Source organism: Rhizobium sp. PL01 (assembly GCF_033447125.1).
In the GTDB taxonomy this organism is placed as follows: Bacteria; Pseudomonadota; Alphaproteobacteria; order Rhizobiales; family Rhizobiaceae; genus Pararhizobium.
This window is the reverse complement of sequence record NZ_JAWQUM010000003.1, coordinates 522,182-539,178: the sequence shown is the minus strand read 5'-3', so window position 1 is coordinate 539,178 and position 16,997 is coordinate 522,182. Positions and strand designations below refer to the sequence as shown.

At 59.1% G+C, this 16,997-nt stretch carries 19 protein-coding genes; 9 read left to right on the top strand and 10 right to left on the bottom strand.

Going from position 1 to position 16,997, the window contains the following annotated elements; genetic code table 11:
• The first annotated feature begins 364 nt into the window (after nt 1–364).
• Together R6X40_RS10400 and R6X40_RS10395 are read left to right on the top strand one after the other, a co-directional pair.
• Nucleotides 365–1,393, top strand: a complete 1,029-nt coding sequence (locus R6X40_RS10400) for a glycosyltransferase family 2 protein (RefSeq protein ID WP_318413193.1) — start codon at nt 365–367, stop codon at nt 1,391–1,393.
• Nucleotides 1,386–2,888 carry a glycosyltransferase family 39 protein gene (locus R6X40_RS10395; protein WP_318413192.1) on the top strand — a complete coding sequence of 501 codons (1,503 nt, stop codon included), beginning with the start codon at nt 1,386–1,388 and terminating at the stop codon, nt 2,886–2,888. The genes R6X40_RS10400 and R6X40_RS10395 overlap by 8 nt, the downstream gene beginning before the upstream one ends.
• An 18-nt stretch (nt 2,889–2,906) precedes the next feature.
• Here R6X40_RS10395 and R6X40_RS10390 read toward each other — a convergent pair whose 3' ends face one another.
• Both R6X40_RS10390 and R6X40_RS10385 read right to left on the bottom strand, forming a co-directional pair.
• Nucleotides 2,907–3,803, bottom strand: coding sequence for a diacylglycerol kinase family lipid kinase (locus R6X40_RS10390; RefSeq protein WP_318413190.1), 897 nt, complete (start codon nt 3,801–3,803; stop codon nt 2,907–2,909).
• A 118-nt stretch (nt 3,804–3,921) separates the two neighbouring features.
• The gene (locus R6X40_RS10385) at nt 3,922–4,269 is read right to left on the bottom strand and encodes a helix-turn-helix domain-containing protein (RefSeq protein ID WP_318413189.1); all 348 of its coding nucleotides are present in this window, start codon (nt 4,267–4,269) and stop codon (nt 3,922–3,924) included.
• A 114-nt stretch (nt 4,270–4,383) separates the two neighbouring features.
• Here R6X40_RS10385 and R6X40_RS10380 point away from each other — a divergent pair, with 114 nt between their 5' ends.
• Entirely contained in the window at nt 4,384–5,397 is a 1,014-nt protein-coding gene (locus R6X40_RS10380) for a zinc-binding alcohol dehydrogenase family protein (RefSeq protein WP_318413187.1), read from the top strand.
• A 132-nt stretch (nt 5,398–5,529) separates the two neighbouring features.
• Here the strand turns inward: R6X40_RS10380 and R6X40_RS10375 are convergent, their stop codons facing one another.
• Nucleotides 5,530–6,102: a CGNR zinc finger domain-containing protein gene (locus R6X40_RS10375; RefSeq protein WP_318413185.1), complete on the bottom strand. Its 573-nt coding sequence runs from the start codon at nt 6,100–6,102 to the stop codon at nt 5,530–5,532.
• A 97-nt stretch (nt 6,103–6,199) separates the two neighbouring features.
• Here R6X40_RS10375 and R6X40_RS10370 point away from each other — a divergent pair, with 97 nt between their 5' ends.
• Nucleotides 6,200–7,102, top strand: a complete 903-nt coding sequence (locus R6X40_RS10370; RefSeq protein ID WP_318413183.1) for an alpha/beta hydrolase — start codon at nt 6,200–6,202, stop codon at nt 7,100–7,102.
• 84 nt (nt 7,103–7,186) lie between these two features.
• On the opposite strand, the gene R6X40_RS10365 is transcribed toward R6X40_RS10370, so the two are convergent.
• The 6 genes from R6X40_RS10365 to R6X40_RS10340 all read right to left on the bottom strand — a co-directional run bounded on the left by R6X40_RS10365 (nt 7,187) and on the right by R6X40_RS10340 (nt 12,332).
• Nucleotides 7,187–7,804 carry a L,D-transpeptidase gene (locus R6X40_RS10365; protein WP_318413181.1) on the bottom strand — a complete coding sequence of 206 codons (618 nt, stop codon included), beginning with the start codon at nt 7,802–7,804 and terminating at the stop codon, nt 7,187–7,189.
• A 96-nt stretch (nt 7,805–7,900) separates the two neighbouring features.
• Entirely contained in the window at nt 7,901–8,464 is a 564-nt protein-coding gene (locus R6X40_RS10360; protein WP_318413179.1) for a hypothetical protein, read from the bottom strand.
• Nucleotides 8,461–9,726, bottom strand: a complete 1,266-nt coding sequence (locus tag R6X40_RS10355) for a hypothetical protein (protein ID WP_318413176.1) — start codon at nt 9,724–9,726, stop codon at nt 8,461–8,463. The genes R6X40_RS10360 and R6X40_RS10355 overlap by 4 nt, the downstream gene beginning before the upstream one ends.
• A gap of 12 nt (nt 9,727–9,738) precedes the next feature.
• A complete protein-coding gene (locus R6X40_RS10350; RefSeq protein ID WP_318413175.1) occupies nt 9,739–10,281 on the bottom strand; it encodes a hypothetical protein in 543 nt (180 codons plus the stop codon).
• On the bottom strand, nt 10,274–10,555 hold the full coding sequence (locus R6X40_RS10345; protein WP_318413174.1) for a hypothetical protein: 282 nt from the start codon (nt 10,553–10,555) through the stop codon (nt 10,274–10,276). The genes R6X40_RS10350 and R6X40_RS10345 overlap by 8 nt, the downstream gene beginning before the upstream one ends.
• A 112-nt stretch (nt 10,556–10,667) precedes the next feature.
• On the bottom strand, nt 10,668–12,332 hold the full coding sequence (locus R6X40_RS10340) for an electron transfer flavoprotein-ubiquinone oxidoreductase (protein WP_318413172.1): 1,665 nt from the start codon (nt 12,330–12,332) through the stop codon (nt 10,668–10,670).
• A 379-nt stretch (nt 12,333–12,711) separates the two neighbouring features.
• Here R6X40_RS10340 and R6X40_RS10335 point away from each other — a divergent pair, with 379 nt between their 5' ends.
• The 4 genes from R6X40_RS10335 to R6X40_RS10320 all read left to right on the top strand — a co-directional run bounded on the left by R6X40_RS10335 (nt 12,712) and on the right by R6X40_RS10320 (nt 15,492).
• Entirely contained in the window at nt 12,712–14,010 is a 1,299-nt protein-coding gene (locus R6X40_RS10335) for an Hsp70 family protein (RefSeq protein ID WP_318413170.1), read from the top strand.
• 47 nt (nt 14,011–14,057) lie between these two features.
• The gene (locus R6X40_RS10330) at nt 14,058–14,945 is read left to right on the top strand and encodes a uracil-DNA glycosylase (protein WP_318413168.1); all 888 of its coding nucleotides are present in this window, start codon (nt 14,058–14,060) and stop codon (nt 14,943–14,945) included.
• A 153-nt stretch (nt 14,946–15,098) separates the two neighbouring features.
• Entirely contained in the window at nt 15,099–15,275 is a 177-nt protein-coding gene (locus R6X40_RS10325) for a hypothetical protein (RefSeq protein ID WP_112834538.1), read from the top strand.
• 70 nt (nt 15,276–15,345) lie between these two features.
• Entirely contained in the window at nt 15,346–15,492 is a 147-nt protein-coding gene (locus R6X40_RS10320; RefSeq protein ID WP_318413166.1) for a hypothetical protein, read from the top strand.
• Here R6X40_RS10320 and R6X40_RS10315 read toward each other — a convergent pair.
• On the bottom strand, nt 15,470–15,652 hold the full coding sequence (locus R6X40_RS10315; RefSeq protein WP_318413165.1) for a hypothetical protein: 183 nt from the start codon (nt 15,650–15,652) through the stop codon (nt 15,470–15,472). The two genes, R6X40_RS10320 and R6X40_RS10315, sit on opposite strands and share 23 nt — an antisense overlap.
• Nucleotides 15,653–15,715: 63 nt before the next feature.
• Between R6X40_RS10315 and R6X40_RS10310 the strand changes: the two genes are divergently transcribed.
• Nucleotides 15,716–16,996, top strand: coding sequence for an MFS transporter (locus R6X40_RS10310; RefSeq protein WP_318413163.1), 1,281 nt, complete (start codon nt 15,716–15,718; stop codon nt 16,994–16,996).
• Nucleotide 16,997: the final 1 nt, after the last annotated feature.

Genomic DNA, 16,997 nt, shown 5'->3' with positions numbered 1-16,997 from the left:
CTCTTCTGGTGCGGAACAGGTACGGGGGAGAGACGCGCCGTTCATGTCTTAGATACCCCCACACAAAAATATTTCATTTCTGCAGCGCGTTACTGATTGTCTGCGGACTGATAGTTCTCGAACAAACAGCTCCATGGATATTACAAAGCAATAGCGTAATGCGCCCCCCGTAATGGTCGATGTCTATTCAGCAGACCTGTCCAAGCCAACATAAGCACTGTAAGAACGGTCGTTAGACCGGCAACCGTGAAACCTAGCATAGCAGTTACCCATTCTGTCGCTGTTATGGTGAGGGAAGGCATGGTGAAATAATAGTGTTATCAATGGGACACTATGCCCTCATAATACACACTAAGGTATTGATATGACTGATTTATCTAACACCATCTTGGAAGCAAACAGGGCAGAAACCGATACTGCCCCGCCGGTCGAACTGTCCGTCGTCGTGCCGATCTACAATGAGGAGGAAAGCGTTGGACCGCTGGTCACTCGTATCCGGGAAGCCATGGCGGATTTCGACAAGCCCTGGGAACTCATTCTCGTCAATGATGGAAGCACCGACGGTACGCTCGTCAGCGCCCGCAAGGAGCTGGGTAGCGGCCTGCGGCTGAAGATCGTCGAGCTGCAGCGCAATTTCGGCCAGACCGCAGCGATGCAAGCCGGTATAGATCTCGCCTCCGGCAGACTGATCGCCACGCTCGACGGCGATCTGCAGAACGACCCGCGCGATATCCCGGCGATGGTCAAGGCGATCGAGGAACGCGAACTCGACCTTCTGGTCGGCTGGCGGAAGAACCGTCAGGACGGGCTGTTGCTGCGCAAGATCCCGTCCTGGTGTGCCAATGCCCTGATCGGCAAGATCACCGGCGTCAAGCTGCACGACTATGGCTGCAGCCTGAAGATCTACCAGGCCTCGATCATCAAGCAGGTGAAGCTGATGGGCGAGATGCACCGTTTCATTCCGGCCTGGGTCGCAGGCGTGGTTCCGAGCAGCCGGATCGGCGAGATGCCGGTCACCCACCATGCCCGCCAGCACGGAACGTCGAAATACGGGATCTCGCGAACCTTCCGGGTGATTCTCGATCTGCTCTCGGTGCTGTTCTTCATGCGCTACAAGGCGCGGCCGGGTCATTTTTTCGGGTCGATAGGACTTGCTGCCGGCGGCCTGAGCGCAATCATTCTATTCTACCTGTTCATCGACAAGTTCGTGTTCGGTAACGACATCGGCACACGGCCGATGCTGATTGTCGGCGTCATGCTGTTCCTCTCGTCGGTTCAGCTGATCACCACCGGCATTCTCGCCGAAATGATGGCACGACTCTATTCCGGCGAAAACGACACACCACCTTACATCGTGCGCAAGGTCTTCGAACTGGACAGAATTGATGCCTAGAATTGATTTCCGTCGCGCCGATGCGATGATTTTTGCTGTCGCCGCCTATTTTGCGCTGTGCGTGGCCCTGCGCGTCTTCATCTCTCCGGCGCTCGAAGTCGATGAAGGCGAGCAGGCCTTTGTCTCGCAGTTCCTTGCCCTTGGGTACGGCCCGCAACCTCCCTTTTACAACTGGCTGCAATATGCAGTATTCGAGATATTCGGCGTTTCCCTGACGGCGCTGACCGTCCTCAAACATCTCCTCCTTTTCCTCTGTTGCATGTTCTATGGCTTCGCCGCCCGGATCATCATCAAGAACCGGTCACTGGCAGCCATGGCGATGCTGGGCTTGCTGACCCTGCCGCCGATTTTTCTGCTGGCTCAGCGGGACCTTTCGCACACCGTCTCTGCTCTTTTCGCCGTGTCGCTGTTTCTCTATGGGTTTTTCAGGACGCTGCGCAGCCCAAGCCTGTTTTCATATCTTTTGACCGGCATTGCCGTCGGTATCGGGCTGATTTCGAAATATAACTTTGCGCTCATCCCGGCTGCCGCCGTTCTTGCCGTTCTTCCGGAGCGGGATTTGCGTCAGCGCATCTTCGACTGGCGGATGATCGCATCCCTTGCGGTCGCCTTTGCGATCGTTCTGCCTCACGCCTACTGGATTGTTCACAACCTCACATCGGCTTCGGCAAGCACCATCCACGAGATGAAGGAAGGCTTGTCAGGCGGACGCCTGGCCCAGGCGTTCAGCGGGACCGGCTCGCTGATCTCGGCGATCTTTGGCGCCAGCATTCTCCCGCTCGTCTTCTTTGCCGTGGTCTTCCCATTCGATATCAAGCGCATCTGTCTCGCCGAGAGCCAATGGACCCGGATAACAGGGCGGATGATCGTTCTGTGTCTGGTCGCCGTTCTGCTGATCGTTCTCGGCCTCGGCGCCACCCATATCCGCGAAAAATGGCTGGCGCTGTTCATCATGCTTTTGCCGCTCTATCTCTGTCTGAAGATCGATGCGGCCGGCATCGAAACGACCGGCAAGCTCAAGCGATTCGCCATTCCGCTTTTCATCATGATCTTCGCCGTGCTCATCGGTGTTTCAGCGCGGGTTCTGACTTCGCCGATGCTGGGCTCCTACAACAAGCTCAACATTCCTTATGCTGCGTTTGTCAGCGACATCATGCAAAATCGCAGCGTCGAGCCTGCCCTGGTGATTACCAACGACACCAATCTCGCCGGCAGCGTGCGCTTGCAGTTGCCGCAGTCAACCGTCATCACGACTTACAGCCCGCTATCGCCTCTTGCGGCCGGTTGGCGGTCGGCCGGGCCGGTCCTGGTGATCTGGCGCGGCGACGGAGAAGCGGAACCCGTCCTTCCCGAAGGCTTCAGACAGAAGCTTCTTGAAGATGGCGTGCCGAGCGACGAGATCGTGCCGCTCTACAGCACGCCGCTCTATTATCTCGGCAAAGAGAATGACCGCTACGGCTTCGGTTATTTCTGGCTGACACAAGAGAAGCCATAGCTCCGGGGTAAATCCCGGTCATTTTCCGACGAGCAACTTTAGCTCGCCGGGATGGACGCGCAACGCGACATCGCGGCCGATGGGCAGCAGTTCGCCATCGATGACGCAATTGGTGTTGTGGCGCGCCTTGGGGAAATGCAGATTGACGGTGGTCACGCTCATCTCGGTGATCAGTGGACTCTCGCGGAATTTTCCGCGCAGGATATCAAAGGTCAGCTTTGCGACCCCTGACGGTTTGAGCACGGGAGCCGTGTAGAAGCCCAGATGCCCGCCAGTCACATCATCGGCATGCATCAGCGCGTTCGAACCGAAATGATTGTTGGATACCGAGATGGCCGACACCTCGCGCCGTTCACGAACGCCATCGACCTCGAACTCGATCTCGAATTCCGGTGGATTGAACATCACACCCAGTGCCGCACGCGTGCTGGCGCGAATTTTGCCGAGCCTTGAGGCAAAGCTGTAGGATTCGCGGTAACGCACCATGCGGGCATGCAAGCCCATAGAAAACTGATGCACGAACGCGCGGCCATCAGCGCTGCCGATGTCGGCCTCGACAATTCTGCCTTCGGCAAGAACGTCCAAGACTTTCCAGATATCAAGTGGCAGTTTCAGTGCCCGGGCAAACAGGTTCATCGTTCCGGCTGGAACCACGCCGAGCGGCATACCGTTTTTCCAGGCAACGGCCGCCGCTGCCGAAATCGTGCCATCACCTCCACCGGCCAGCATCGCATCCAGATCGCCGCGCCGCGCCGTTTTTTCAAGGATGTCCGTCATGCCATCGCCGGAAGCAACGGTGATTTCGATCTCATGCCCTGCTGCGCGGAAAACCTCTGCGGCCTTTTTGCTATAGGCGTCCATATCGGTGGTGCGGAATGTTCCGCCGTCGCGATTGAATATGGCCTTGATCTTCATTCGTGCTCCTTGCAGCTATTGGGCTACATATGGAGCGGCGCCGAGGCTTTTTCAGCCAGCGCCTGCAAAATGACGAGTGTTTATTATTTCGGGCGGAAGATCGGCTAATTGCGCTCTGCTACTGAGCAGCCTGCAGCATGATATGTTCGTCGCCCCACAGTTTCATCGCCATGATGACGGGTTCAAGGCTGCGGCCGCGCGGCGTCAGGCAATAATCGACCCTTGGCGGCACGACGGCAAAGACCGTGCGTTCGACAAGTCCATCGGCTTCCAGTTCGCGCAGCTGCTTGGTCAGCATGCGCTGGGTGACGCTTGTCAGCCGGCGGCGGATTTCGTTGAAACGCATCGTGCCATCCAGCAAATGATAGAGGATGACGCCCTTCCATTTTCCGTCGATCAGATGCAGCACGCCTTCGACCGGACAGCCGGGGGAACAGGTCAGGAGCTTGTGGCGAACACGCGGCATTCACGGTATCCTTTTGTGTACTATAGACACTTTTTGTGCATTCTTGCGCTCTTGCACCATAATGCGCATTTAGCCTCCAGAAAAACCCGCCAGATGCACGTGAAGGAGCCCGCCATGCGCGCAATCGCCTACAAAATCCCCCAAGCCATTTCCGCCGAGACATCGCTGATCGATGTGGACCTGCCCATGCCGACACCGGAAGGCCGCGACATCCTGGTCGAAGTCAAGGCGATCTCGGTCAATCCGGTCGACGTCAAGGTGCGCGCCAACGCCAAGCCGGAGCCGGACCAGCTGAAAGTGCTCGGCTGGGATGCGGCGGGTATCGTCAAGGCGGTTGGTCCGGGCGTGAAACTGTTCCAGCCGGGCGATGCCGTGTTCTATGCCGGTGCCATCGACCGGCCGGGATCCAATGCCGAATTCCATCTCGTCGACGAGCGCATTGTCGGCAAGAAGCCGGAAACACTGGATTTCCCGGCAGCCGCTGCTTTGCCACTGACGTCGCTCACCGCCTGGGAAGCGCTGTTCGACCGGTTGAAGGTCAACGATCCGGTGCCTGGTGCTGCCAACGCGATCCTGATCATCGGCGGTGCGGGCGGCGTTGGCTCAATCGCGATCCAGCTGGCCCGGACGCTCACCAATCTGACCGTGATTGCCACCGCATCGCGCCCCGAAACGCAGAAATGGGCCTACGATCTTGGCGCCCATCACGTGCTCGATCATTCCAAACCGCTGGCGCAGCAGATCGATCAGCTGGCGCTCGGCGCACCGGCCTTTGTCTTTTCGACCACCAACACCTCCGATCATCTCGACGAGATCATCCAACTGATCGCACCGCAGGGCCGATTCGGATTGATCGACGATCCGAAAGTGCTGGATGTCATGCCTTTCAAGCGCAAGGCCGTCTCGATCCATTGGGAACTGATGTTCACCAGGTCGCTTTTCAAAACCAAGGACATGGAAGAGCAGAACAGGATTCTCACCGAGATCGCCCGGCTGGTCGATACCGGAAAAATCCGCTCGACGCTGACGGAAACACTGGGGCTGATCAACGCTGAAAACCTGAAAAAGGCGCACGCCCTGATCGAAACCGGCCGAACCAAAGGCAAGCTTGTCCTCGCGGGGTTCTAACGCGCATCCCATCTCCACAACCCGGCTTTGCCGCTGTTCCTGCGGCAAAGCCGGGTTGTCCGGTCTCACCATAAACGGGAGGTAGCGCGGCACACCGGGCAATATCCCAAACGGCTGATGCCGCGCAGACCCTCAGACCATCTTGCTGCGTTGATAGTAGCGGGAAACACGGACGCGGTTGCCGCAACGAGCGGCCGAACACCAACGGCGGCGAGTATTGGTTCCGACGAACAGCATGACGCAGTCCTCTGCCGCACATTTGCGGATCAGTGCCGCCTCACCGCCGGCAAGCAGCGCGGCGGCATCTTCGGCCAGAAAACCTGCGAGCCGGATCGTCGGCGCCCCTACGCGTTCGCTGGAGAGTACCGGCCGATCGCTCCATACGAGTTGGCTCATGACAGGCGCTGCACGCATCGCGGCATTCAAACCATCGATGTCCTTGATTGGCACCGGCTTACCATCGCGCAAATGCGTGATCGCCGAGGTGATATAGTCGCGCACGGCGATAATCGGCCTGAAGTCTCCCACCTCGATGGCAGCCGATTCCGCCGCCGATAACACGGGTATCCGTTCAGCCTCGCTTTCCAGCCAAAGCCGCAGCCCCTCACCGGTTTCGAGCAGATCCACCCGGCCTTCACCTGTCAAGGGCCGGGTATTGACGAGATCGAGCGCCAGAGGCTCACCGACGAAGGGGATCAAGTCCATACTCAAGGCTCCACTTATAATGTGTAATTTCCCAATTGACACATTAGCCATTCGAATGCAAATCTAACGCATAAAATTGAAAATTATGGGCGTTAAAATGGCTTTGCATAGCATTCCCCTGATCCGTCACCGTTTTATCGAGGCTGGTGGTGTCCGCATCTTCTATCGGGAAAGCGTGCCGGAAACGGCTGAAGACGCGCCGGCCATCCTGCTGCTGCATGGTTTCCCGGCCTCATCACACCAGTTCCGCCGGTTGATTGATGCGCTTGGCAACCGATACCGGCTGATTGCACCCGATTATCCGGGTTTCGGCCATAGCGAAGCGCCCGCCTCCACCAACGAAAACGGCACGTTCACCTATAGCTTCGACAGCCTCGCTGATGTGATCGAGGCCTTTGTTGATGCGCTTTCGCTGGATCGTTTCATGCTCTACGCCTTCGATTTCGGTGCTCCGGTCGGTTTCCGGCTGGCCAGCAGGCGGCCAGGGCTGATCGCCGGACTCATCGTACAGAACGGCAATGCCTATCTGGAGGGCCTGTCCGATATCGCCCGCGACTTCATCGCGCTTGCCCCGTCCGGCGAGGGTGCGGTGGACCAGGTGCGTCAACTGCTGACGCTGGACATGACCCGCGGACAATATGAAGGCGGCACGGCCCAGCCGGAACTTGTCGCGCCCGACGGTTGGACGATGGACCAGCATTTTCTCGACCGCCCCGATCGCCGCCAGCCACAGATCGACCTCGCCTTCGACTACAAGAGCAACCTCGCCCGCTATCCCGAGTGGCAGCAATGGCTGCGCCTGCGCCAGCCGCCGACGCTGATTGCCTGGGGCCGCAACGATCCGTTCTTCACCGAAGCTGGCGCCCGCGCCTTTCTGGCCGACGTGCCGGAGGCGGAACTGCACCTGTTCGACACTGGTCACTTCGCGCTTGAGGAACGCCTGCCGGAGATCGCGCCGCTGATCGCCGAATTCGTCGAGCGCACCTGGCCGCGCCGATAAGACGAAAAAGGCGCCGGAGCGATCAAACTCACGGCGCCTTTGATGAATGCATGAGCCCGGTTGTCCGGTCCAGTTTCCCGCGGCCTAAGCCTGCAGGACGACGACGCGGCCGCCGACGTTGGCGCGCTCATAGAGATCGACCACATCGTGGTTGAGCATGCGGACACAGCCGCTCGACATCGCCTGACCGATCGACCAGGGCTGCGTCGTGCCATGGATGCGGAACATCGTGTCGTTGCCGTTCTGGTAAAGATAGATTGCGCGGGCGCCGAGCGGGTTGTTCGGGCCGCCGGGAACACCACCGGCATATTTGCGGTTCTTGCCGGGATCACGGCGGATCATGTTGTCGGTCGGTGTCCATGTCGGCCATTCGGCTTTGCGGCCGATCGTGGCCGAGCCGGCCAACGCATAACCATTGCGGCCGACGCCGATGCCGTAACGCATCGCCTGCCCGTCACCGAGAATGTAGTAGAGCCGCCGCGCCGGCGTATCGACGACGATGGTGCCGCTATCGTATTTCGTCGAATAGGCCACCTGCTGGCGGCGCAGTTCCGGCTTGACCTTTTCCAGCGGCATGGCCGGCATCGGAAATTTCTCGTCCGGAATGGCAGCATAGTTGGCTGCGTGGTTTGGTCCGTTGGTGGCGCAACCGGCAAGAAGTGCAGACAAGCCGAGCAGCAGGCCACGGCGGGAGATCGACATCGTGAGTTTCCTTAAGATCCGGTTGATGCAACCGAAAATAGGGAAAACATGGTTAATAAAGCGATAAGCCGGCGATAGACTGATGCCGATACTGGTTCAGTTCTTTGTCATCGAACAGTTCTGATACTGAGCGCCGACAAGCGAGGCATCTTTCAGGATGTCGGGATCAACCGTCTGTCCGGGAATCTTGGAGAGCTTTATCGTGACCTGGCAGAAGGTTTCATCGCAATCCACGGAAATGACCTTCGTCAACCCGCCTACACCCTGGCGTTTTCGATCGCAGATGTAAACATCGAGGCCAGGCTTGATCCCAACGGACTGGCTGGCGAGCACCGGGATAGAGATAATCGCTGCCATGGTATTGGCCATCCGCGGCGGCAGGGCACTGCCTTGAACCATGTTGTTTGTCACCTTGCCGCCAGCCGCCACATCTTCCTTGAGATACTTTCCGACGAGCCCGGTGAGCGCAGGCGTCTGCAGATCGCCGTAGCCGATCAGATGATTGCGCTGCAAGGTCACCCGGGTAACCGGCTCAGGTGCCTCCGAGCGGTTGGCGACAAGCGTGATGGTCCAAAAAACCAGACTTGCGAAAACAAGGAGGGGGACGGCCCTGACGACGACAACGAAGCCGAGCAACAGATCCGTGCGGTCTGTACTCATGGCCCATACTCATAGGCAATATCGTTATCAGTCTCGTTTAGCGACAACATTCTTTCTACCGCAGCCCAGATAGCCCGTTCATCACCGACGGTTTTCGGCAGCGGCCGCTGCATGGCCTTGAGAAGATCAAAGCGACAGATATCGATCGCGCCACGAACGATCTCTGCAAAGGCAGAGAAGCTTTCATGAACGGTCCAGAGCCAGAGCGCCGTCATCACGGGACCGAAGGTGATGACGATCATGAGAGCGACGAGGGAATTGCCCCAGATGGCAAGCACAGCCATCCAGATCACCGTGAAAAGGCCGGCGAGCACAAGACTGATGATCGAGAAATCAAGCTGGATGCGGGCATTGTCCAGCTTGGCCAGCAGCGCCTCGTTTTTGATGACCAGTTGCAGGCGCGGCCACAAAAGATCGAAGTCGAAGCCGTAGCGTGTGTCGCAATAGCTGCGAAGCGCCGCGATATCGTTGCCGAAACGGGTTGGCGCCACTTCCACCGTCGCGAACAGTGTCTGGTAGGCCTCAAATTCATGCGCCTCGTGGGCCTGGGCGACGTCCGTGGCATAGGTCACCAGCCCCTTGTACTGGTCGGCCATTTCCCGATGCAATGCGTTCAAGGCCGCCGCGTCGGCTTTGGCCTCGTCATTAGCGGTAGGCCGCAATTGCTTCTCTTCAGCACAATTCGATTTCAGCGCTGTCGATAGCGATTCGATGGCATTCTTCAGCGTATCGACCTCAATCGGGCGATTGAGATAACGCGCGATACGCAGCGGCTGGATGGCGGCTTCCGCCGTCGCGATGTCGCTTGGATTGGCAACACCGTGGCTGAACGCGCCTTCGACGCGATCGCGCGCCAACCTGCTGATAACGTCGTCACTGTCCGGTAGTGTTGCCCGCCGCTTGAAAAGAGTATCGCCGCGCGCAATCCGCCGGTCGCGCTTCAGCACATGGCCGAAGGCAAGAGGCTCGGCAATCCACCAGGGAAGTCTTCTGCCTTCCAGCAAGCGCGTTATCGGCTGGACCGCGGGCGAGAGTGTGAATGCGATAACGGCTATCGTGCTCAGGGCGATGACAAGGTTGACGAGTTTTTCGCCGGAACCGAGATTGCGATATTCCTCAAGCAGAAACGCGCGTACCGCCTCGAATTCGATCGCTGCGACCAAGGCATTGGCGAAGCAGAAAAGAAGCCACGGAAAATAGCGCGCCAACAGGAAAGAACGCCCGAACCAGCTATCGATCTTTCCGAGGACTTCTGCGAACATCGTGCCCGCACCCTATGCCTTTCTGACGAGCCTGCGGCCATGGACGGGACAGGTGCCATTGCTGCGAAAAATTTCGCCGTCGAGCGGACAGGCCCATATGCCGGTAACTATTCGGCAGACATCTTTTTTGTCGAACAGCCCAAGTAGCAGCAATGACGATTGCACATCCGACGGATCATCGTGACCAAAGACTGCGATGAGTTTGCCGCTATCAACTGTTCGCACCACATTTTTGTCAACGCGAACCATTCCTCCGCCACTGCGGCGCATTGTTCCCGGTGTTCTTCCCGGTGCAAAATTCCAGAGACCTCGGTTGTACCGCACATAGCCATCCGGGCGATCACCGGCTGGAAGATCAACGATCCCCTGCAGAATTCCAGATCGGTCTTCCAGCACAAGAAAAGCGGCTCGGGACGATGCCGTCGCAGACATGATGCGAAGCCCTTCGGTGCCCACCGAGACCGCGAAGCCTTCTTTTCGTAAGAAAGCCGACGTGTCTTCTTCAGACAGGTCTTCGGATATGAGAGGAAATTCCACGAAAGGGACATCAGTCATCTGACTTCTCCACAGCGGTTCTCTCTGCGATCTTTGCATGAACGACATGAAGCTTACTGATGATGATCGTCGCTGCGTCCAGCTCCATCCACGGAAAACGGAGCGGCGGCGTATCGAGCCGCAGCCGTTTAGCGATGCCCAGGAGAAATTCCTCGACGTCCGTGGCACCGGTATAGCCTTCGCCCCCGGTGAGAGGATCGCTGTATCCGATCGACTTTCCGTCCTCGGCGAGCTGCAGACGAATTGCGGCATCAATGGCTGCGATCTTGCTCATTTTCACCCCCAACAAGGCGCAGCCATAAGGTAGCGCAAGCGCTAGACGGCCGCAATCCTTGATTGATTGGCTATGATGGCTCCCGCCTACGCCTTTTAGGGGAAACGATCTATCACATATTCGGATAGACCGGCCCCTCACCGCCCTGCGGCGGTACCCAGTTGATGTTCTGGTTGGGGTCCTTGATGTCGCAGGTCTTGCAGTGAACGCAGTTCTGGGCGTTGATGACGAAGACGTCCTCGCCGTCCTTTTCCACCCATTCATAGACCCCGGCCGGACAGTAGCGGGTCGAGGGACCGGCATAGATGTCGTGCTCGGACGATTTCTGCAGGGCCATGTCCTTGACCTTCAGGTGCACCGGCTCGTTTTCCTCGTGATTGGTGTTCGACAGGAACACCGAGGAGAGACGGTCGAAGGTCAAAACGCCATCCGGGCGCGGATAGTCGATCTTCTTGTGCATCGACGCCGGTTCGAGCGACTGGGCGTCGGTCTTGCCGTGTTTCAGCGTGCCGAAGAACGAAAAACCGAACAGCGTATTGGTCCACATGTCGAGACCGCCAAGTGCGACGCCGGCTGCCGTGCCGAGCTTCGACCAGAGTGGCTTGACGTTGCGCACGCGCTTCAGGTCTTGGCCGATGGCGCTGTCGCGCCAGCCGTTTTCGATCTCGATGACTTCGTCATTGGCCCGGCCGGCCGCGATTGCATCCGAGAGCTTTTCGGCGGCGAGCATGCCGGACAGGACAGCATTGTGACTGCCCTTGATGCGCGGCACGTTGACGAAGCCGGCCGAACAGCCGATCAGTGCGCCGCCCGGGAAGGTCAGCTTCGGTACCGACTGATAGCCGCCCTCGGTGATGGCGCGGGCGCCATAGGTCAACCGCTTGCCCCCCTCGAACGTGCCGCGGATCGTCGGGTGCGTCTTGAAGCGCTGGAATTCCTCGAACGGGTAGAGATAGGGGTTCTTGTAGTTCAGGTGCACGACAAAGCCGACCGCGACCAGATTGTCTTCGAGGTGATAGAGGAACGAACCGCCGCCCGTCTTCATGCCGAGCGGCCAGCCGAACGAATGCTGAACCAGGCCCTGCTTGTGGTTCTCCGGTTTGACCTGCCAGAGTTCCTTGATGCCGAGCCCAAATTTTTGCGGTTCGCGATCCTTGGAGAGGTCGAACTTTTCGATCAGCTGCTTGGCGAGCGAACCACGCACACCCTCGCCGATCAGCGTGTACTTGCCGAGCAGTTCCATGCCGCGGGCAAAGTTCGGACCCGGTTCGCCGTTCTTCTCGACGCCCATGTCACCGGTGGCAACGCCGATGACGGCGCCCTGATCATTGTAGAGCACTTCGGTTGCGGCAAAACCCGGATAGATCTCGACGCCGAGCGCTTCGGCCTTCTCGGCCAGCCACCGACAGACGAGACCGAGCGAGACGATGTAATTGCCGTGATTGTTCATCAGCGGCGGCATGGCGAAATTCGGAAGGCGAATGGAGCCGGCCGGGCCGAGCAACAGGAACTGGTCGTCCGTCACCTTGGTCTTGAAGGGATGCCCCTCCTCCTCGCGCCAGCCCGGCAGCAGCCGATCAATGCCAATGGGATCGACCACGGCACCCGACAGGATATGCGCGCCGACTTCGGCACCCTTTTCCAGAACAACGACGGAGAGATCCGGATTGACCTGCTTCAGACGGATGGCAGCCGACAGACCGGCAGGGCCTGCCCCGACAATCACCACGTCGAATTCCATGCTTTCGCGTTCGGGCAATTCCACCATGTCGGTCATCTCATCGTCTCCAGTCTCGCCCGGCTATTTTTGCGCGGTTTTGTTCCCATTTCTTGACCTCCGTCATGGCAAATACGGCCGGACTTGTCGAGCCAGTCTGCGACGGCAGCCAAGCGCATTTGCGCATGAGGTCATGCGGCAGGATACAAATACATGACGTGCACGTAAACGTCAAAATATCGAAATGCACCATTGCTCACGCATCTCAGCCTAACCTGCCTTGCTTTGGCCTTCGACCCATGCGAATACGCGCCCTCCAAATAACCAAGCCCTCCGCCATCAAACGCATTCCGGCTGCCGACAGGCATTCCGGGCTCGTGCGTGCGCAGGCGATGCGACTTCCGCCGCCTACCGGCGGACACTTCAGACGGAGACATTCATGGCCAAGGCACTCGGCTTCGATTTCGGCACGACCAACTCGGTACTCGCCGCCTCGCAGGGCGACACGACGCAGTCGCTGAGCTTTTCAAGCAGGGCCGGAACCACCGATTCGATGCGCACGGCGCTCTCCTTCATGAAGCACGCGAAGATGGGCGCAGCCGCTGTGTCGATTGAGGCCGGCCAGGCGGCGATCCAGCAGTTCATCGACAATCCCGGCGAAGCGCGCTTCCTGCAGTCGATCAAGACCTTTGCCGCGAGCCCTTTGTTTCAGGGCACGCTGATCTTTGCCCGCCGCAACAGCTTTGAAGACCTGATGCGCGCCTTCCTCTCCCGCATCGCCGATTATGCCGGCGATGGCTGGCAACAGGATTTCAAGCGTATCGTCGTTGGCCGTCCCGTTCGTTTCGCCGGTACCAGCCCGGATGAAAACCTGGCGCTGGAGCGCTATGACCGGGCACTTTCGAGCTTTGATTTTCCGGAAGTCCACTATGTCTACGAGCCGGTGGCGGCGGCCTTCTACTTTGCCCAGAACCTGAAGAAGGACGCGACGGTGCTGGTTGCCGATTTCGGCGGCGGCACGACCGACTATTCGATCATCCGCTTTGAAAGCCATGCCGGCAAGCTGACGGCAGTTCCCGTCGGCCATTCCGGCGTCGGCGTCGCCGGCGATCACTTCGATTTCCGCATCATCGACACGGTGGTCTCGCCGCTGATCGGCAAGGGCAGCCAGTTCAAGAGTTTTGACAAGCTGCTTGACGTACCCTCCAGCTACTACGCCAATTTCGGCCGCTGGAACCAGCTGTCGATCTTTAAGACGTTGAAGGACTTTACCGACCTGAAGCAACTGGTGCGCTCCGCCGTTGAACCGGAAAAGCTCGAAGCCTTCGTCGATCTCGTCGATCACGACGAGGGTTATCCGCTCTATCAGGCGATCTCCGCCACCAAGATGCGGCTGTCACATGAGGAAGAGACCGAGTTCTTCTTCAAGCCGCTTGGCGAAAAGAGCCGGCAGACGGTACGCCGCAGCGACTTCGAAAGCTGGATCGCTCCGGACCTCGCCAAGATCGAGGAAGCGCTGGACGAGGTGCTGGTCGCCACCAACACAGCGCCCGAAGGCATCGACAAGGTGTTCCTGACCGGTGGAACCTCCTTCGTTCCGGCGATCCGCAGCATCTTCGAAGCGCGGTTTGCCAGCGACCGCATCGAAAGCGGCGGCGAGCTTCTCTCGATTGCCCACGGGTTGGCGCTGATCGGCGAGCGCGACGACATCGAACGGTGGACAGCGATGGCGGCATAAGCGGCAAGAGGCTTCCCTGCCTCCTCAAGCTTCTGTACAAGCAAAGCATGATCTCCAGCGACACCATGAGCCCGGCCGAACTTGCCGCCCTTCTGCATTTCCATGCTGAAGCAGGGGTTGAATGGCTGCTGGAAGACGAGCCGGTCGATCGCTTCGCCGAATTTACTCAGGCGAAGGCGGCACGTGGCAATGGCGCCTCGCAAGCCATGCAGCGAGCGCAATCCTCAGAGCGAAATGATGCGCTGAGCGCACCGATCGCGCGGGACAATGGCAATCGCTCCACCAACAAGGCGCCAGCGGCGCCTGTCACCACGCCGCAAATGGCCATTCCCGACGAGCAGGCCATCGCGGAAGCCCGGTTTGCCGCCGGTTCTGCCCGCTCCCTTGCTGAACTCAAAAGTGCCATGGAAGCCTTTTCTGGCTGCAATTTGAGGAATAGCGCCCGCAACATGGTTTTTGCCGACGGCAATCCCACGTCCGGTATCCTGGTGATCGGCCCCGTGCCGAATGGCGACGACGACCGGGAGGGCATTCCCTTTTCGGGCAAGCAGGGCCAGATGCTGGAACGTATGCTGGCGGCCATCGGGCTGGACCGGACATCGGTGCTTTTGACCAATGTCATTCCCTGGCGGCCGCCAGGAAACCGCCCGCCCTCGCCGCGTGAAACCGATATCTGCCGTCCGTTCATCGAACGCCAGATCGCGCTGAGCGAACCACGCCACCTGTTGATCCTCGGCAATTTTGCCGCACGTTTCTTCTTTGGCGGCAATGAGATGATCCACCACATGCGCGGCGAATGGCGTGATATTCAGGTTGGCGGCACGACTGTGCCGGCCCTCGCCACCCTGCACCCGCAGGACCTGACCTCGGCCCCGGCCAGCAAGCGGCTCGCCTGGCAGGATCTTCTGGCGTTTCGCGCCCGGATTCGTGGTTAAAAGCGCCTGAACAGCGCACCTGCCTCATTTGTGAACAAACGATGAAAAAAGCCATGCGGATTGCGCATACCAGCAACGCGAATGCGTTCGTTGCGGAATCGATGTTGCAGTGCAATATAGAACGACGGGAGGACTGGAATAAGGAATTGAACCATGACGACCCGTTTTCGCCCTCTGCATTCGAGCTTTGAAACGCTCCGCCACGCTGGCTCGGCCCTGCGCACGCCCTTCAACAGCTTCGGCTCGGCTGCGAACGAACAGATGACCGCTGCAGGCTATGGCCACAAGACTCGCCCGGCCCAGATTTTCGCAGAATTCATTCAGCGTTGATTTTTCAAGGCCTGCGCAATTGCGCGTGCCGCTGCCTGGACATCAGGCCAAAGATGAAAGGTATCCGATCATGACAGCATCTATCCGCTCGCTCCGGATCCTGCTTGCCGATATCGGCACCGCCGTGCGTGCCTCCGGTGAATATAGCCGCCTGAGCAAGGAAGCCCCGGCTGCCAACGCCGACCGTCACGCGGTCAGCGCTTTCCTGCCAAAATAAATTCCCGGCTTCTGGCCGCGCCGCGGCCACATTCCTCTTCTGCGCCAAACCTTGTCGCAATCGACAGCGTCAGCAAAACTGGATAGAGCGACACTCGTTCTTTGATTCCAACAGCGGCGTGTCGAGCACCGGTTTTCAAGCGCGCAATCCGCTCCAACATGTCTAGCGTCTCTCCTGAGGCTTGTGCGTCACAGGCACCGGCAGATCCGCGCCGGGAGCCCTCATGCTGACCAGCCTCAGATCCGTATTCAGCCTGATGCTTTCGACGCTCCTGATGATGATCGGCTTCGGGCTGGCGAGCTATGTTCTGCCGGTGCGCTCCGTGGCCGAGGGCTGGTCGACACTGACCATCTCGCTGATCGCCACCGGCTACACGCTTGGCTTTACCATATCCTGCATCATCACCCCGAAATTCATCCTGCGCGTCGGCCATGTGCGGGTGTTTGCAGCCCTGATCACGCTGCTCAGCATCGCCATCCTGTTGTGCGGGCTCGTGGTCGACTGGCGCGCCTGGATCTTCTTCCGGGCCATCTCCGGCTTTGCGATCTCCGGCAGCTATCTGGTGATCGAGAGCTGGCTCAACGAACGGGTCACCAATGAAAACCGCGGCATGCTGTTTTCGCTCTATCTGATCACTACGATGGTCGGCACGATTGGCGGACAATATCTGGTTCCGCTCGGTGATCCGACGAACTCGTCGCTGTTTATTCTCTGCGGCGTGCTTTTCTCACTGGCACTTCTGCCGACGGCGCTGTCCTCGTCCGCAATGCCTGCTCCACCGGCTCAGGCCAATTTCGACGTGCCCGGGCTCTATCGCCGCTCACCCGTCGCCGTCGTCGGCGCATTTCTCGCCGGTGCGATGTCTGGCGCCTGGCTCAATCTTGGAGGCGTTTTCACCCAGAAGATCGGCCTGTCCACCGCCGAAGGCGCGACGCTGCTGGCAGCGCTTCTTGCCGGCAGCGCTGTTTCACAGATCCCGATCGGGCGAACATCCGACCGGATCGACCGGCGCATCGTCATGGTCGGCTGTGGTGTCGTCGGCGTCATCTCCTGCCTTGCCATGGTCGCCTTTGTCGGCTCCAGCCCGCTGGTGCTCTATGTGATCGCCGCCTTTGTCGGTTCGGTCCTGTTTCCGATCTATGCATTGAACGTCGCCCATGCCAACGACCTTGCCCGCCCGAACGAGTATGTCGAGGTGTCCTCCGGCATGATGATCACCTACGGCATGGGCACGATCTCCGGCCCTCTGATGGTCGGCCCGGTGATGGACCATTTTGGCCCGCCGTCGCTGTTCGTGCTTCTGGCCGTGTATTTCGCGCTCTACGCAGCCTATGCCGCCTGGCGTATTGCCCAGCGTGGCCATACCGACGGGCTCGTTTCCAAGACCGATTTCCAGGCCAATACCGTACCCACCCCGGGGACAGAAGCCGTCAATGCGATGAACCAGGCGGTGCGGCCGACCGATCTGATCGAAGACGACACGGCTCCACCGGCGGCGTTCTGAT

Bases quoted from the DNA above. Each gene is read 5' to 3' on its own strand.
- R6X40_RS10400 (WP_318413193.1), top strand. From the start codon at position 365: ATGACTGATTTATCTAACACCATCTTGGAAGCAAACAGGGCAGAAACC.
- R6X40_RS10395 (WP_318413192.1), top strand. From the start codon at position 1,386: ATGCCTAGAATTGATTTCCGTCGCGCCGATGCGATGATTTTTGCTGTC.
- R6X40_RS10390 (WP_318413190.1), bottom strand. From the start codon at position 3,803: ATGAAGATCAAGGCCATATTCAATCGCGACGGCGGAACATTCCGCACC.
- R6X40_RS10385 (WP_318413189.1), bottom strand. From the start codon at position 4,269: ATGCCGCGTGTTCGCCACAAGCTCCTGACCTGTTCCCCCGGCTGTCCG.
- R6X40_RS10380 (WP_318413187.1), top strand. From the start codon at position 4,384: ATGCGCGCAATCGCCTACAAAATCCCCCAAGCCATTTCCGCCGAGACA.
- R6X40_RS10375 (WP_318413185.1), bottom strand. From the start codon at position 6,102: ATGGACTTGATCCCCTTCGTCGGTGAGCCTCTGGCGCTCGATCTCGTC.
- R6X40_RS10370 (WP_318413183.1), top strand. From the start codon at position 6,200: ATGGCTTTGCATAGCATTCCCCTGATCCGTCACCGTTTTATCGAGGCT.
- R6X40_RS10365 (WP_318413181.1), bottom strand. From the start codon at position 7,804: ATGTCGATCTCCCGCCGTGGCCTGCTGCTCGGCTTGTCTGCACTTCTT.
- R6X40_RS10360 (WP_318413179.1), bottom strand. From the start codon at position 8,464: ATGAGTACAGACCGCACGGATCTGTTGCTCGGCTTCGTTGTCGTCGTC.
- R6X40_RS10355 (WP_318413176.1), bottom strand. From the start codon at position 9,726: ATGTTCGCAGAAGTCCTCGGAAAGATCGATAGCTGGTTCGGGCGTTCT.
- R6X40_RS10350 (WP_318413175.1), bottom strand. From the start codon at position 10,281: ATGACTGATGTCCCTTTCGTGGAATTTCCTCTCATATCCGAAGACCTG.
- R6X40_RS10345 (WP_318413174.1), bottom strand. From the start codon at position 10,555: ATGAGCAAGATCGCAGCCATTGATGCCGCAATTCGTCTGCAGCTCGCC.
- R6X40_RS10340 (WP_318413172.1), bottom strand. From the start codon at position 12,332: ATGACCGACATGGTGGAATTGCCCGAACGCGAAAGCATGGAATTCGAC.
- R6X40_RS10335 (WP_318413170.1), top strand. From the start codon at position 12,712: ATGGCCAAGGCACTCGGCTTCGATTTCGGCACGACCAACTCGGTACTC.
- R6X40_RS10330 (WP_318413168.1), top strand. From the start codon at position 14,058: ATGATCTCCAGCGACACCATGAGCCCGGCCGAACTTGCCGCCCTTCTG.
- R6X40_RS10325 (WP_112834538.1), top strand. From the start codon at position 15,099: ATGACGACCCGTTTTCGCCCTCTGCATTCGAGCTTTGAAACGCTCCGC.
- R6X40_RS10320 (WP_318413166.1), top strand. From the start codon at position 15,346: ATGACAGCATCTATCCGCTCGCTCCGGATCCTGCTTGCCGATATCGGC.
- R6X40_RS10315 (WP_318413165.1), bottom strand. From the start codon at position 15,652: ATGTTGGAGCGGATTGCGCGCTTGAAAACCGGTGCTCGACACGCCGCT.
- R6X40_RS10310 (WP_318413163.1), top strand. From the start codon at position 15,716: ATGCTGACCAGCCTCAGATCCGTATTCAGCCTGATGCTTTCGACGCTC.